This is a genomic window from Bradyrhizobium sp. C-145, from assembly GCF_023375135.1.
GTDB classification, from domain to species: Bacteria; Pseudomonadota; Alphaproteobacteria; order Rhizobiales; family Xanthobacteraceae; genus Bradyrhizobium; species Bradyrhizobium zhanjiangense.
Genome location: NZ_CP088150.1, coordinates 3,255,723 through 3,270,362 on the forward strand (window position 1 = coordinate 3,255,723; position 14,640 = coordinate 3,270,362).

General features: G+C 64.3%; 15 protein-coding genes. 9 read left to right on the top strand and 6 right to left on the bottom strand.

Features of this window, described 5'->3' with window-relative positions; all coding sequences use genetic code 11:
- The first annotated feature begins 29 nt into the window (after positions 1–29).
- From LRP30_RS15005 to LRP30_RS15030, 6 genes are read left to right on the top strand one after another with little or no spacing between them, the layout of a single operon-like run.
- Positions 30–458 (top strand): organic hydroperoxide resistance protein, encoded by a 429-nt coding sequence (locus LRP30_RS15005; protein WP_346016215.1) that lies wholly within the window; start codon positions 30–32, stop codon positions 456–458.
- Between the two features lie 25 nt (positions 459–483).
- Complete coding sequence (locus tag LRP30_RS15010; RefSeq protein WP_249760829.1) at positions 484–1,662, top strand: thiolase family protein; 1,179 nt, start codon at positions 484–486, stop codon at positions 1,660–1,662.
- Positions 1,659–2,900, top strand: coding sequence for an SDR family NAD(P)-dependent oxidoreductase (locus LRP30_RS15015; RefSeq protein ID WP_249760830.1), 1,242 nt, complete (start codon positions 1,659–1,661; stop codon positions 2,898–2,900). Before LRP30_RS15010 ends, LRP30_RS15015 begins: the two co-directional genes overlap by 4 nt.
- 33 nt (positions 2,901–2,933) lie before the next feature.
- The gene (locus LRP30_RS15020) at positions 2,934–3,716 is read left to right on the top strand and encodes a cyclase family protein (RefSeq protein WP_249760831.1); all 783 of its coding nucleotides are present in this window, start codon (positions 2,934–2,936) and stop codon (positions 3,714–3,716) included.
- Between the two features lie 56 nt (positions 3,717–3,772).
- Positions 3,773–4,930, top strand: a complete 1,158-nt coding sequence (locus LRP30_RS15025; protein ID WP_249760832.1) for an ABC transporter substrate-binding protein — start codon at positions 3,773–3,775, stop codon at positions 4,928–4,930.
- 42 nt (positions 4,931–4,972) lie between these two features.
- Entirely contained in the window at positions 4,973–6,598 is a 1,626-nt protein-coding gene (locus LRP30_RS15030; protein ID WP_249760833.1) for an ATP-dependent acyl-CoA ligase, read from the top strand.
- Positions 6,599–6,601: 3 nt separating this feature from the next.
- Here the strand turns inward: LRP30_RS15030 and LRP30_RS15035 are convergent, their stop codons facing one another.
- Positions 6,602–7,117, bottom strand: a complete 516-nt coding sequence (locus tag LRP30_RS15035; RefSeq protein WP_128934699.1) for a MarR family transcriptional regulator — start codon at positions 7,115–7,117, stop codon at positions 6,602–6,604.
- Between the two features lie 333 nt (positions 7,118–7,450).
- Between LRP30_RS15035 and LRP30_RS15040 the strand changes: the two genes are divergently transcribed.
- Complete coding sequence (locus LRP30_RS15040) at positions 7,451–8,629, top strand: acyl-CoA dehydrogenase family protein (RefSeq protein ID WP_249760834.1); 1,179 nt, start codon at positions 7,451–7,453, stop codon at positions 8,627–8,629.
- 37 nt (positions 8,630–8,666) lie between these two features.
- On the opposite strand, the gene LRP30_RS15045 is transcribed toward LRP30_RS15040, so the two are convergent.
- A complete protein-coding gene (locus tag LRP30_RS15045; protein ID WP_346016236.1) occupies positions 8,667–9,038 on the bottom strand; it encodes a helix-turn-helix domain-containing protein in 372 nt (123 codons plus the stop codon).
- Here LRP30_RS15045 and LRP30_RS15050 point away from each other — a divergent pair.
- Positions 8,922–9,725, top strand: a complete 804-nt coding sequence (locus LRP30_RS15050) for a dienelactone hydrolase family protein (RefSeq protein ID WP_249761758.1) — start codon at positions 8,922–8,924, stop codon at positions 9,723–9,725. The genes LRP30_RS15045 and LRP30_RS15050 overlap by 117 nt on opposite strands.
- 53 nt (positions 9,726–9,778) lie before the next feature.
- Here LRP30_RS15050 and LRP30_RS15055 read toward each other — a convergent pair whose 3' ends face one another.
- The 3 genes from LRP30_RS15055 to LRP30_RS15060 form a co-directional block, all read right to left on the bottom strand.
- A complete protein-coding gene (locus tag LRP30_RS15055; protein WP_128934697.1) occupies positions 9,779–9,985 on the bottom strand; it encodes a hypothetical protein in 207 nt (68 codons plus the stop codon).
- Between the two features lie 285 nt (positions 9,986–10,270).
- Complete coding sequence (locus tag LRP30_RS44950) at positions 10,271–10,393, bottom strand: hypothetical protein (RefSeq protein WP_256477661.1); 123 nt, start codon at positions 10,391–10,393, stop codon at positions 10,271–10,273.
- 90 nt (positions 10,394–10,483) lie between these two features.
- Complete coding sequence (locus LRP30_RS15060) at positions 10,484–10,720, bottom strand: hypothetical protein (protein WP_245473173.1); 237 nt, start codon at positions 10,718–10,720, stop codon at positions 10,484–10,486.
- Positions 10,721–11,205: 485 nt separating this feature from the next.
- Here LRP30_RS15060 and LRP30_RS15065 point away from each other — a divergent pair, with 485 nt between their 5' ends.
- The gene (locus tag LRP30_RS15065; RefSeq protein ID WP_249760835.1) at positions 11,206–12,495 is read left to right on the top strand and encodes a c-type cytochrome; all 1,290 of its coding nucleotides are present in this window, start codon (positions 11,206–11,208) and stop codon (positions 12,493–12,495) included.
- A 36-nt stretch (positions 12,496–12,531) separates the two neighbouring features.
- Here LRP30_RS15065 and LRP30_RS15070 read toward each other — a convergent pair whose 3' ends face one another.
- On the bottom strand, positions 12,532–14,502 hold the full coding sequence (locus tag LRP30_RS15070; protein ID WP_249760836.1) for a 4Fe-4S binding protein: 1,971 nt from the start codon (positions 14,500–14,502) through the stop codon (positions 12,532–12,534).
- Positions 14,503–14,640: the final 138 nt, after the last annotated feature.

The window sequence follows — 14,640 nt, forward strand, 5'->3', positions numbered from 1 at the left end:
GGCTCGCTGCAGCGTTTGGAGAAGACGACATGATGACGCCTGACAAGATCCTATACGAAACCGAAGTCACGGCCACCGGAGGCCGTGACGGTCAGGCAGCGAGCTCCGACGGATTGCTATCGGTGTCGCTGTCATTGCCGACAGCGCTGGGCGGTCCCGGAGGCGAGGGCACGAATCCCGAGCAGCTCTTTGCGGCCGGCTATGCCGCGTGCTTTCTCGGTGCGGTCAAGCTCGTCGCGCGCACCAGGAAGGTCGTGCCGGCCGCGGAGCCTTCGGTGACGGCGAAGGTCGCGATGGGCCCCGTGCCGGTTGGTTATGCGCTCGCCGTCGAGCTGAAGGTCAGGCTGCCCGGTGTCGAGACTTCGGTGGCGGAAGCCATCGTTGCGGGCGCGCACGAGCGCTGTCCCTATTCGAACGCGACGCGCGGCAATATCGATGTGAAGCTGACGGTGGTCTGAGGCGGATGGACAGGACAGGCGGCCGGTGACGAATTCGCTGCGCATACCCTATGACGGCATCGTGATGGCAGCTCCCGTCACGATACCCTATGTGCGCTACTCCATCGAAAGCGCGCAGTGGTGGATAGGTCGCGCCTTGCGCTCGCTCGTCACCGAGTCCGGCATCAAGGTCTCCGATATCGATGGTCTGTGCGTCTCCAGTTTCACCATGGGCACGGACAGCGGCATCGGCCTGACGCAGCATTTCGGACTCTGCGTGCGATGGTTGGATACGATTCCGCTCGGTGGCGCCAGCGCCATCGCCGCGCTGCGAAAGGCGGCGCGCGCGGTTCAGGCGCGCGATGCCGATATCGTGGCATGCATCGCCGGCGACACCAACCACGTCGATTCCTTCCGCTTGACGCTCGAGAATTTCTCCCGCTTCAATCAGGATGCGGTCTATCCTTACGGCGCGGGCGGCGCGAATTCGAGCTTCGCTCTCATTGCACGCAACTACATGCGGAGTTTCGGAGTCACGCGTGAGGATGTCGGCAGGATCGCGGTCGCCCAACGCGCCAACGCCTTGCGCAATCCGCACGCGCTGATGAAGACGCCGTTGTCGATCGAGCAGTATTTGGCGGCGCGCCCCATCTCCGATCCCATTCACCTGTTCGACTGCGTGATGCCTTGCGCCGGCGCCGAGGCCTTCCTCGTGATGCGGGAGGAAACGGCCGCCTCGCTGCGGCTGCCGGCGGCAAGGCTGCTGTCGACGATCGAGCGCCACAATGCCTTTGCTGATGATCCGATGCAGGTTCGTGGCGGCTGGGCGATGGACGTCGGTGAGCTCTATGCGATGGCCGGCGTCAAGCCCGACGATCTGGACATCGTCCAGACCTACGACGATTATCCCGTCATCTCGATGATGCAGTTCGAGGATCTCGGCTTCTGCGGGAAGGGCGAGGGAGCCGAGTTCGTGCGCCAGCACGATCTCGCCATCGACGGGGACTTTCCGCACAACACATCCGGCGGACAACTCTCGGTCGGACAGGCCGGAGCAGGCGGCGCCTATCTCGGTCTCGTCGAAGGGCTGCGGCAGGTTCTGGGAGTTGCGGGCCCGACACAGGTCAGGGATGCAAGCCTCGGCCTGGCCTCGGGCTTCGGTATGATCAATTATGATCGCGGACTTGCCTCCGGCGCCGCGATCTTTGCCGGGCCTTCGCGATGATCGATCCGATTGAACCGCCACGACGCAAGAATCCGCTGCTGCGGACGCGCCTGCCGACTGCGCCGTCGCGCGCGCGCAGCAGGACGTCGCACGGCTTCACGCGCGCCGCCGCGGAAGGTCGCTTCATGCTGCAGCGCTGCGAGGGCTGCGGCACCTTCACCTATCCGGCGCGAGAGGCGTGCCCCTCATGCCTGTCGGCCGCGCTCGCTTTCGTCGACGCGCCGGCTCGCGGCTTGCTGCTTGCCGAGACCACGGCGCGCGTGCCGAGTGACGTCTATTTCCGCGAGCGGGCGCCCTGGCGCGTCGGCCTCGTCAAGATGGATTGCGGGCCGACCATCGTGGCGCATCTCCATGCCGACTGTATCGAAGGCGCCCCCGTCCGCATGTCGTTCCAGCTCGACAAGAGCGGTCAGGCGGTGGCCTTTGCCCGACCCGAAGGGGAGACCCCCGACATGGCTGACGACAGGCAGTGGCGTGAAATGACCGCCGATCCCAAGTTTCGACGCGTGCTCGTGACCAACGGCCGCAGCGCTATCGGTCGGGAAGCTGCCTTGGCGTTGAAGGCCGCGGGGACCAAGACGGTGTTCGTCGGCATCGCGGAGCGGTGGCGGCCGTTTGCCGGCGAAGAGCTGTTGCGAGGGCAGGACGGCATCGAACTCGTGCCCCTCGACGCCGCCGATGAAAAGTCAGTTGGCGATCTCGCCGCCGACATCGGCGGCAAGGTCGACATCCTCGTGAATACGACGGAGTATGTGAGGCCCGGTGGCCTACTGGACCGCAAGGGCACCAGCATTGCACGCGACGAGATCGACCAGGCCTATCTCGGCTTCATCAATCTCGCGCAGGCCTTCGGGCCCGTCATGCGGATGCGGGGCGCGGACGGCATCAACAACAGCGTCGCCTGGGTCAACATCCTCTCCGTCCATGCGTTGGCAAACTGGCGCGCCTTCGGCGCTTACTCCGCCTCGCAGGCCGCGTGCCTGTCGCTTTCGCATTGTCTTCGCGCCGAACTCCGGCCGGGCGGCATCAAGTTGATGAACGTCTTCACGGGGCCAGTCGACACCGAGTGGTTTCAGAGCGTGCCTCCGCCGAAGGTGGCGCCGCGCGCCGTCGCGCAGGCGGTCGTCGCCGGGCTCAGGGGCGGACTTGAAGAGATGTATGTCGGAGACGTCGCCGAGGAGATCCGGCAGCGCCTTGCGGCCAATCCAAAAGCACTCGAGCGCGAGCTCGACCGCTGAACGGCCAATTCGATCAAGCTGGAGGACGCGACGATGCAAGGCAGGGCTCTTCTGGAACTGGCGGATGCGATCGCTTCGGACGCGGTGCGCGTCATTGATCTGAGCTTCACGCTCAGCCCCGACTTTCCGGTGATCGTGTTGCCGCCCGAATTCGGCCAGGCGGCGCCGGTGCGCATCCAGGAGATTTCACGTTATGACGCGCGTGGTCCGGCCTGGTACTGGAACAATGTGACCTTCGGCGAGCATACCGGCACGCATTTCGACGCACCGATTCACTGGTTCACCGGCAAGGATCTCGCCAACAATGCGGTTGATACTATGCCGGCCAAGGACATGATCGCGCCCGCCTGCGTCATCGACTGCTCCGCGCAGGCGGCGCAGGATCCCGACTTCGTGCTCACGGTGCCGATCGTCGAGGCCTGGGAGGCTCGGCACGGACGGATTCCTTCCCGGCACTGGGTGCTGCTGCGGACCGACTGGTCGAAGAAGGGGTGGCGCGACTATTCCAACCTCCGGGATGACGGCGCTCACACGCCGGGCCCGAATCCGGCGGTGATGAAATGGCTGGTGGAGGAGCGCGGCATCATCGGATTCGGCACCGAGACGATCGGCACCGATGCAGGGCAGGCTGGGCATTTCGAGCCGCCTTATCCCGCGCATCACTTCCTCCATGGCGCGGGCCGCTATGGCTTGCAGTGCCTGTGCAACCTGGATCAGCTCCCCGCCACTGGGGCGATCATCGTGGCCTCTCCGCTGAAGATCAAGAACGGTTCGGGCAGTCCGCTACGCGTGATCGCGCTGGTCTCCTCGACGTGAAACGCGCGCATGGCGCTTGCCCGACATCGATACACACGAAACGAAAGACAGGTGCCATGATCTCGATGAAATCACTGCTCGGCTCCGCGCTGCTGCTTCTGGCCGTTCCTCAGGGAGCGCGAGCCGACATCCTCGTCGGCTTCGTCACCGGTCTCAGCGGGCCGGTATCCTCGATCGGCATTCCGAACGCGAAGGGGATCGCCGCGGGAGAGACGTATGTCGGCGAGATCGGCGGCGAGAAGGTGCGTCTCATCCAGCTCGACGACGCCTCCGATGCCACCGCCTCGGCGCGCAACGCGCGCAAGCTCGTCGAGCAGGAGAAGGTCGACATCCTGATGGGGACGTCGGGGGCGCCGCAGACGCTGGCGATGGCCACCGCCGCGATCGAGATGAAAGTGCCGATGATCGCTGTCTCTCCGATCGCATCGGTTCCGGCCGGCGAGGGCGGCCCCTGGGTCGTGCAGACCCCGCAGCCGATGCCGCTCCTGGTCCAGGGCGTCGTTGATCACATGAAGGCGCGCGGCTTGAAGACAGTCGCGTTCATCGGGTTTTCGGATGCGCTCGGCGATCTCCTGTATGACTCACTGTCGCAGAGCGCCAAGGCGGCCGAGATCAAGGTCATCGCCAATGAACGCTACGCCAGATCCGACTCGTCGGTGACCGCGCAGGTGCTGCGCGCGCTTGCGGCCCGCCCCGACGCCATCATGCTCGGCGGCACCGGAACGCCGGGCGCGCTGCCCGCTATTGCCTTGTCCGAGCGCGGATACAAGGGACCGCTCTACGGCAATAACGGGATGATCAGCGCCGATTTCCTTCGCCTCGCCGGCAAGACCGCCAACGGCATCATCTGCCCCACGGGGCCGGTGATCGCGGCCGAACAGCTTCCGTCGAGCAATCCTATTCAGAAGGTCGCCTTTGCCTACCGGGCGGCTTACGAGAAGGCGAACGGCGAGCAGCCGACGGACGGATTTTCCTCCTACTCGTTCGATGGCTGGGTGGTCTTCGTCGACGCAGCCAAGCGCGCGTTGGCGACCGGTGCCAAGCCAGGCTCGCCGGAATTCCGCAACGCGCTGCGCCAAGCGTTGTTCACCACCAAGGAGGTCGTCGGCACGCAGGCAATCTACAATTTCACGCCGGCGGATCGGCACGGCGTCGATGCACGTTCGCGCGTCCTCGTTCAGATCGAGGACGGGAAGTACAAGCTCCTGCCTTGACGTCGGGCGGGCCTGGTCGAGCCGGATTTGACGGAGCATTGCATGCGGGATGACGCCGGGCGGCAGCAGGAAGCGCCGGCCTGGGCGCGTGCGGTCGAGCTGTTTCCACCTTGCGATCGCGTGCTCTCGACCATCCTCGCCCGGCAGGCGGAGCGCTACGACGATCGCGTTCTGCTGGTTGCTGGGCAGACGCGCTGGACCTATGCGCAGACTGCGGCGATAGCGGCTGCATCGGCGCAGACGTTGATCGAGGCCGGCATCAAACCGGGAGACCGGGTCGCGTTGATGTGCTCGAACCGACCGCAGTTTCTTCAAGTCTATCTCGGCTGCGCCTGGCTCGGGGCCATCACGGTGCCAATCAACACGGCGCTGCGGGGGCTGCAGCTCGCGCATATCTTCCGCAATTCGCGTCCTGCGCTCCTCGTCGCCGAAGCCGGGTTTCTCGCCGCACTCGAGACCGTTGGCACCGAGGCCGCTCTGCCGCCGCTCGTATGGACGATCGATCAGGTCGTGGAGGCGCCACGGATCGCAGCGGTGCCGTTGCCCGCGCTCGCATCCATGGCGCCGGCTGGTGCCGTGCGGCCGGGGGATACCGTTGCCGTCCTCTACACCTCCGGCACCACGGGGCCGGCCAAGGGCGTGTGCTGTCCGCAAGCGCAGCTGTTCTGGTGGGGCATCTGCTCGGCGCGGGCACTCGGCATTCGCGAGGGTGACGTGCTGTTCACGACCTTGCCGTTGTTCCACACCAACGCGCTCAATGCATTCTATCAGGCCGTGCTGAACGGATGCACTTATGTGCTCGAGCAAAAATTCTCCGCTTCAGGCTTCTGGGCGGCCGCGCGAGCCCACAATGCGAGCGTGGCTTACCTGCTCGGTGCCATGGCATCCATGCTACTGGCCCAGCCTCGGAAAGAGGATGACACCGCTCATCGCGTTCGCGTCGCTTTGGGTGGGGGCGTACCGCCGCAGAATCATCGGCCGTTTCTCGAGCGGTTCGGCGTGCCGCTGGTTGACGGCTATGGGTCGACGGAGACGAATTTCGTGTTCGCAGGCGCCATTCCCTCCGACCGTCCGGGAACCATGGGATATCTGGCCGGAGGCTTCGAGGCCCGGATCGTCGACGAAGATGATTCAGAGCTGCCTGACGGACAGGCTGGCGAACTCGTCCTGCGCGCCAAGGAGCCGTTTGCGTTCGCCACCGGATATTTCGGCATGCCGGAGAAGACGGTCGAAGCGTGGCGAAATCTCTGGTTTCATTCCGGCGATCGCGTCGTCCGAGACGCGGATGGACATTATCGCTTCGTTGATCGCATGAAGGATTCGATCCGACGGCGCGGCGAGAACGTGTCCTCCTGGGAGGTCGAGCAGATCATCCTTGCCCATCCGGCGGTCGCCGCGTGCGCGATCTACCCGCTGCCGTCCGAACTGGGCGAGGATGAGGTTGCGGCAGCGATCTTGCTGGAGCAGGGGCAGTCGCTGGAGCCCGCCGACATCGTCAGGCATTGCGAGGGGCAGATCGCCTATTTCGCAATTCCGCGTTATGTCCGCATTGTGAGCGAGATGCCGCTAACGGAGAACGGCAAGATCAAGAAGGGCGCGCTGCAGCAGGCCGGTGTGACGACGGATACCTGGGACCGCGAAGCCGCCGGCATTCGAGTCCGGCGCTGAGCCTCACGTCCGCTCGCGATGCTGCAGAGCGTCCCTCACGGCGCTCTTCACATCGTCGAGCGCGCCGACGAGGCCGTCGAGACGGTCCATCGGGAATTCGGCCAGCAATTCGGCGAGCCAGGCGCCGTGACTCTTCGCCATCCGCCTGAAGGTCTTTCGGCCCTCGACCGTCATGCAGACGATCTGCACGCGCCGGTCCAGATTTGACGGCGTCCGGGTGATATATCCATCTTCGACCAGGCGATCGACGATCGGCGTCAGGTTGCCGGCCGAAACCATCAGGCGCTTGGGCAGTTCTCCCAGCACCAATCCGCTCGGCTCCCGATCGAGTTGAGCGAGAACATCGAAGCGCGGCATCGTAAAATCGTATTCCTCGCGAAATCGGCGCCGCAACTCACCCTCGATCAGTGTCGTGCAGGCCAGCAGCCGGAGCCAGAGCCGCGTCTGAGCCCTGTACTCGGTCTCCGCATCGGCCGCGTTCCTGGTGGACGCCGGCGAGGACTCCTTTGCGAGTGCCAAATCGATCTCCTGAGCCTCGTGGCGCGTTGAAGGCGAATGCAATTCCATTCGATGCGCAACAGAATAGTTCGTGCCAAAACTAAATTCAAGGCGGGGACCGGAAGAGCAGGGCGTCTCCTGATCCGGGGCGGATTTGGTCCGTGTTTTCTGTCAGCGCCGCCAGGCAAGCACCGGAAATCGTCTGTGCGCCGGCGCCTTGACAAGGTCTTCAGGGAGGGAAATAGTTTATGCTTAAAGCAATTCGAGGGCGCCGGCTGCATTGGCGGATTTGATCGCAGGCACGCCACAGAACATGCCGGCCGCCGGCAGGCAACCGACCTTGTGGAGCGACAGATGAGCTCACTGGCAAAGACAATCTCCCGCGACTGGCTGGATTGGCCGTTCTTCGAGCCGCGTCATCGCGCAATTTGCGAGGCGCTCGACCGCTTCGTCACGCAGGGTGGTCTTCAGGCGGCCGACCACAGCGACGTCGATGGCGCCTGCCGCAAGCTCGTTCGCGCGCTTGGCTCGGCGGGACTGCTCGACTGCGCCGTTGCGGCGCCGGACGGTGACGTGGCGAGCATCGATTCCCGCTCGATCTGCCTGTCGCGCGAGACGCTGGCCTATGCCGATGGTCTTGCCGATTTCGCCTTTGCAATGCAGGGCCTCGGATCCGGCGCCATCGCGCTTGCCGGCTCGGCGGAGCTGCGAAACGCCGTGCTGCCGAAAGTCCGTTCCGGCGAATGGCTGGCTGCCTTCGCGCTTTCGGAGCAGGCGGCGGGCTCGGATGTGGCGGCCATGACGTGCATAGCGCGCGTGGACGGCGACAGCTACGTTCTGGAAGGCGAGAAGACCTGGATCTCGAATGGCGGGATCGCCGACGTCTACACGCTGTTCGCGCGAACCGGGGAGGCGCCTGGCGCGCGCGGCATCTCCGCCTTCGTGGTGTTTCCCGATGATCCCGGCTTCAGCGTGGCCGAGCGCATCGACATCATCGCGCCGCATCCGCTCGCAACGCTGCGTCTGGACAACTGCCGCATCCCGATCAGCCGCCGCATCGGTCCGTCCGGCGGTGGATTCAAGATTGCGATGCAGACCCTCGACATCTTCCGGTCCTCGGTTGCCGCAGCCGCGCTGGGTTTTGCCAGACGCGCGCTGGAGGAGGCACGACTGCACGCGCAGACACGGCGCATGTTCGGAACGACGCTGTCGGACCTGCAGCTGACCCAGGCCGCACTCGGCGACATGGCGACTGAAACGGATGCTGCGGCGCTGCTGACCTATCGCGCCGCGTGGCGCCGCGACGTTCAGAAGCTTCCCACCACGCGTGAAGCGGCAATGGCAAAACTGGCCGCCACCGAAACCGCCCAACGGGTCGTCGACCGCGCGGTGCAGATGTTCGGCGGTCGCGGCGTGCGCAAGGGCGAGATCGTCGAGAGCCTGTATCGCGAAGTCCGCGCGCTTCGCATCTACGAAGGGGCGACCGAGGTTCAGAAGCTGATCGTCGCGCGCGAACTCCTCAAGCCGCGCTGACGGGGGCTCTCAGCGCAGAGCGTGACGGCAGCGGTCACTACGACACATCCAGCGCTCGCTTGCGTTTGGGCGCCGCCGGTCGGTCAGGTCGTCGGGCTCCACGCGTCCTGGAGGGCGCAGCGCCATTGTCCCGCTTGCGCGCGGCACGCGAGGCCCGCGCGCCAGGTGTCTTCTCCCGATGCAAGAGCTTGCGAAGCGTAGAGGGGTCGGCATACCCAACCTTCTCGGCGATGTCATCGAGGCTGAGCCGAGTGGTTTCCAGAAGCTCCATTGCCTTATCGACGCGCAACCTCTGGACAAATCTCACCGGCGAAAGCCCGGTGGCGCGCTCGCATCGGCGCGCAAAGGTACGCGCACCCAGGGACCCGCTGTCATCGTCATGACCGAGATGCCAGGCATTAGCCCGCACGTCGCGCGTTTCGCTCGCTGGGTTCGCGACGCAGGCTTCAGCGTCTACATGCCGTCGCTTTTCGGAAAGGATGGCGATGTTCCCGACGCCGAAACTGCGGCCCGCGTTTTTCGGCGCGCGTGCGTCAGTGCTGAATTTCGAGCGCTCGGGGGCGGATCATCGAGCCCTGTATCCAACTGGTTGCGGGCACTCGCGAGGCTGGCCCATGGCGAGAGTGGCGGGCCGGGAGTCGGTGCTATCGGCATGTGCTTTACCGGCAACTTCGCGCTGAGCATGATGCTGGAGCCGGCACTGCTGGCTCCTGTCTTGTCCCAGCCGTCGCTCCCGTTGGACAATCCCGCAGGCATCGAGAGCTCTGCTGACGAACTGGCGCAAGTCCGTTCAAGGCTGGAACGCGAAGATCTGACCGTCCTTGCCTACCGGTTTGCGGGCGATTCATTCTGCCGTGCCGAACGGTTTGCTGCCTACCAGTCCGCGCTCGGCGATCGCTTCATTGGTCGCGTTTTGCCTGACACGGCCGCGAATACCGGGCCCAAGCCACCGTTCTTCGAGCAGTTCGTCAAGACGCCCCATAGCGTCGTCACAGTTCATCTTGTCGATGAGGCGGCTCTCGCAGCCCGGGACGAGATTCTCGCATTCTTTCAGAAGCGCCTGAAATCGGTACTCCCCACCATTGGGCATCGATGAACTTGTCCAATGAGAGCGTAGGAATTCAGTCAGCAGGATGCATGAATTTGCGATCACTGATCACGCTTGGGGACCCATTCTTCCGCGATTGAGTCCCAACGGTGGCTGTCGTCGAATTCTTTCCAGAGTGGCTGCCTTGGTTTGGTTTCAGCCTTCCGTCGTGTCGCATTGCGGGCGCTGAGTTGGACGACAAGCGTGCCAGCCATCATCACCCATTCGCGAGCCTTATTTCGGGAGTTCCATTTGATTGTCGCGAACATCGGCTGCCTCCTTCAAAGTGAGAAGCCTTCGCTATTCTAGACTCGACCACGGACAAAGGGAGGTAAAGTACTTCACAGCCGCCAAGATCTTTGACACGAACCTGCGGCCCATAGAGGCGCCGCGAGGTCGGAGTTTCGACGCTCGGGCCGAGATCATCCAAACCGCCGAACTGAGGCGCCGGGATTGGCAGGCGGGGCGGAAGAAGGTCGCGTCGCCCTTGCGTCAGAGTCGCATCGGAGCCGCTCGCGATCCAGGACCTATTCGCGCCCTGAGATTTGGTGGTCTCAGAGGCGTACCCCGGTCGTAGCAAACGCTTGCGCGACGGGTTCCTGAACTTGATTCAAGATCTCCATCCCCGCAATCGCGATCACCACGGCCGCGACGCAGCCAAGAAGAAAAGCCTTCATCCGCAGCCTCCCTCGATCGAACCGTCAAACCAATTATACGACACGGCTTGCCGCGAGCAAACTCGTTGATCGCATCAAGGCACAGGCGGCCTACGGGCTCTTGAACATGGGATCGACGGAAAACGCATCACCCATCAAGCCGAGAGACTGAAGTGCGGCGCGATTCAGGTCGATTTCCAATATTGCAAGAAGAAGCGCAAGTACGACGGCAACGAGGATCAGGAACGGCGAGGCGTCTCGGGAATCGGGATCTTGCGATCCACCAAGCGCGCGCAAAGCGCTCAGTCGCGCCAGCATCTGCAGAAATGGCCGCGGTCGCCCCTGCATGCCGTCATCCTTGACGTGACCAAACAAAGACTAGTGTCCGGACCACCGGCATTCAAGCGGGATGCGCAAGGTCAGCCTGTTGCGACGCACACTCCGGAACGGAATGCAGTGTCACCCCGTTTAGTACGCACATTGGAGGATCCGACGTGAAATTGCCGACAGCGAGTTTGTGCTTCGCAGTACTCTGCCTCTTCGAGAGTGCCTCCGCCCAACCCGCACAAACCAACTCATCTGGGGCGCAAACCCGTCCCGAGGAGAAGGGCCAAGCACAGCCGCAAGGTTGGACGGGTCCAATCAATACGGGGTCGGGTGGTGCGCCCGCCGAAAGTCCCCAAGGTCAGAGTCCGCCTGGAATGCAGGCCGCGCCGGAAGGCTCGTCCAAGAGCATGAGGGCACCAGCCAAGTAGATAGGTTCGGATATTCATCCCCAGTGGCTCTTCTGGCAATCTTGAGGGCGCGAACGTGACCAGGGCCGGTGAGGGTCAATGAGGCTACCTTTCTGCGCGCGTGGCGCCGCGGCCCTGTGGGCCGTTTTCGCGGTATCATCCGTGCACGCCGACATGGTGGGGCATGGCGGCCCCGTACGAGCCCTCGCTATTTCCCCCGATGGGAGCGGCCTCCTGTCCGGAAGCTTCGATACTGCCGCCATTCGCTGGTCTTTGAAGACGGATACGGCAGAGCAAGTTCTGCGGTATCATGCTGACGCCGTCAATGCTGTCGCCTTTCTGAGCGGAGGCCGCTTGGTCACGGCCGGCGCCGATGCACGGATTGCGGTATGGACGGCGGGCCGGCAGCGGCCGGATCGGGTGTTCGAGGGACATGGAGGTCCAATCGTCGCGCTTGCGGTTTCTCCCGATGGTGCGCTTCTCGCATCCGGTTCATGGGATCGGACGGTGCGGCTCTGGTCGCTGTCGGACGGCGCGTCGCGCGTGCTCGAAGGTCATTCGCAGAACGTCAACGGCGTCGCTTTCACGCCGGACGGCAGGTCGCTCCTCAGCGTCGGTTATGATCTCACGTTGCGCATCTGGCGTTTGCCGGATGGCCAGCCTGAAGTCGTAACGTTGCCGGCGCCGCTCAACGCGGTGGCTGTTGCGCCGGATGGTGAAATCGTCACGGGCGCGGTCGATGGCATGCTGCGGATGCTGACCACCGACGGCAAGGTCAGCGGCGAAGTCGCGGCCGGTCCCACACCCGTGGTGGCCTTGACGATATCGGGAGACGGCACGTTGATTGCTGCGGCCGGCATCGGCGGCACGGTGGCGATCATCGATCGCAAGTCGCGCAGCCTGCTACGAACGCTGGTCGTGTCCGGCTTGCCGGTATGGTCGGTCGCCTTCCTTCCGGATCGAGAGACACTGATGACGGGTGGTGCGGACGGCAAGATCAGGCGCTGGAATGCGCGCACCGGCGATCCCATTGGTTCGAACCTCTCGGGAACGCCGGCCGATCCGCTCGCCGCCTATGCCGGCGATCCTGGCGCCGATGTATTTCGGGCATGTGTTGCCTGTCACACGCTGTCGGACAAGGAGGTTCAGCGTGCGGGCCCGACGCTTGCGGGATTATACGGCCGCAAGATCGCTTCGCTGCCGGGCTATCGTTTCTCCGAAGCGCTGAAGACGATGGACATCGTCTGGACGCCGGAGACGGTCGCAAAGCTGTTCGAGATCGGGCCGAATGCCTACACCCCCGGCACCAAGATGCCGGAGCAGCGCATCGGCTCGGCCGAGGACCGCCGTGCGTTGACCGACTTCTTGGGCCGCGCAACGTCGCGATAATTGCCGCTTTCGATCCTGCGAAGATATCCGCTTCGTCTAGTCCTTGCCATCGCGCTGGCGGAGATAGTCATCTGTCGTTCGCGGTGGCGTTCGTTCCGGCACGCCCTTGAACGGATCGAATTGCTGTTCGCTCATGACGATGACGCGGCAGTCTGCGCACATCCGGAGTGCCGCGATCCGCTTGTCGCCGGCCGGATACATCCAATGCCGGCCTTCGAGCTTGGCGGCGATGCGGTCGATCGTGCTCTTGACGCCGAAGGCCGTGCCGCAGCGGACGCAGAGTGCGGGCTCCTCTTCCTTGATAATCACGGCGGAGGCACGGGCCGCGCGGAAATCGATCTGCGGCTTGAGGCTGATGACTTTTTCCGGACAGGTGCTCTGGCACAAGCCGCATTGCACGCAGGCGTCCTCGACGAACTTCAGCACTGGCCGCTCGGGATCGTCGCGAAGCGCGCCGGTCGGGCAGGCCGAGACGCAAGAGAGGCATAGGGTACAGCCGCTGGTATCGACGCTGATTGCGCCCACAGGCGCACCCTGCGGCAGGGCGATCACGTCGACCGGTTTCGGCGCCAGGCGATGCAACTCGCTGAGCCCGAACCGCAAAAGGTCGCGCCGCTTGCCGACGGTCTTGAAGGTCGCGGGCGCAGCGACGGCCGCGAGCATGCCGATAGCAGCCAACTGCTCGCCGAGCGCGTCGGGATCATCCGTTTCGATGGTGGTGACGCGGTGGCCCTCAAAGCCGAGGCCGCCAAGGATCGCTTCAGCCATGGCGATCGTCTGCGACAGTCCGGTCACATCGTGGCGCGGCTTTGCGCGCAGCAGGAACCGTACCGCCGATACGCCATAGGCAAAGGCGCCGACGACCGCCTCCAGCCCGAGCTGCGTGATCTCGTTGACGGCGAAGGGAAGCACGTTCGCCGGCAAGCCGCCGCCATGACGCGCCAGGGCATCGATCAGGGGCGTGCCGTGCGGGCTGTCATGAAAGAGCAGCACCGCATTCGTGCCGCCGGCCTCATGGTAAGTGAGCAGCATGGCACGAATTCTTTGAAGCTGCGTATCGGCGGGCGGCAGTGCATAAGATGCCGCGCCGGTCGGGCAGGCAGCGGCGCATTGGCCGCATCCCGCGCAGATGTTCGGATCAATTGCGACATGATCGCCGACGGGCGTGATCGCCCCGGTTGGGCAGAGATCGAGGCAGCGATGGCAGCCCGTGCGCTTCGAGCGCGAATGGGCGCAAAGAGCGGGCGTAACGTCGACATATTTCGGCTTGTCGAAGCTGCCGACGAGGTCTCGCGCGGTCAGCACGGCGCGGAGCACGGCGGCGGGATCGTTCGGATCTGCGCGCAGATAGCCGTCGCGTAGCTCGTGGGCAGGAAACAATGGCATCCCGCCGGAAAGATCGAGCACGATATCGCAGCGCGAGGTGACCCCGCTTCGCGGCGCGTCCAGTACGAAGCGATTGCGCGAGGAGGGGCGGGGACGCGCATAATCGTCGATCGCAAGTTCGAAAGCGCCGAAATGTCCCTTTGCGGAGCGGATCGTGCCCTTCACGATCGGGAAGACCGTTGCAGCGGACGGCATCATCTCGTCGAGCTGTTTCAGCATCACCGTGACGTCGAGGTGATCGGCAAGCAGGCGGCCGGCTTCGATTGCGGCCTCATCGCGCCCGTAGATCAGGACCACGCCCTCGCTCGACAAGGTGACGAGCGGATAGTCCGGGGCCGGGATGGAGGCGGATGCGAGCAGGGCAGCCATTTTCGCGCCGGCGCGCGCGCCGTCGCGAGACCAGCCGGCGGTTTCGCGGATGTTGACGAAGCTGATCGCATCAGGCCGTTCGCCGGCCTCCTCAGTGAATTGCGCGGCCTGCTGCGTGCAGGCGACCGTCAGTGCGCCTCCAGCGCCCGCTGCGCTGCGGAAGTGATCGAGCTCGGCGCCGCAGAGATGGCGAAAGCTTTTGATCTCGCAGTTGGGACATCCGCGCTGAATCGCGGCCGCGTCGAGACGCATCGTGTCTTCGCACGAGCAGATCAGGACGGTCTTGGATGGCTGCTCCAGGTTAACCCCTCCGCCAATCCGGTACCGACGACGGACTCGCGCCGGCCCTTCGCCTCGTATAGAACATTATCCATCGGGAAGAAAAGGAAA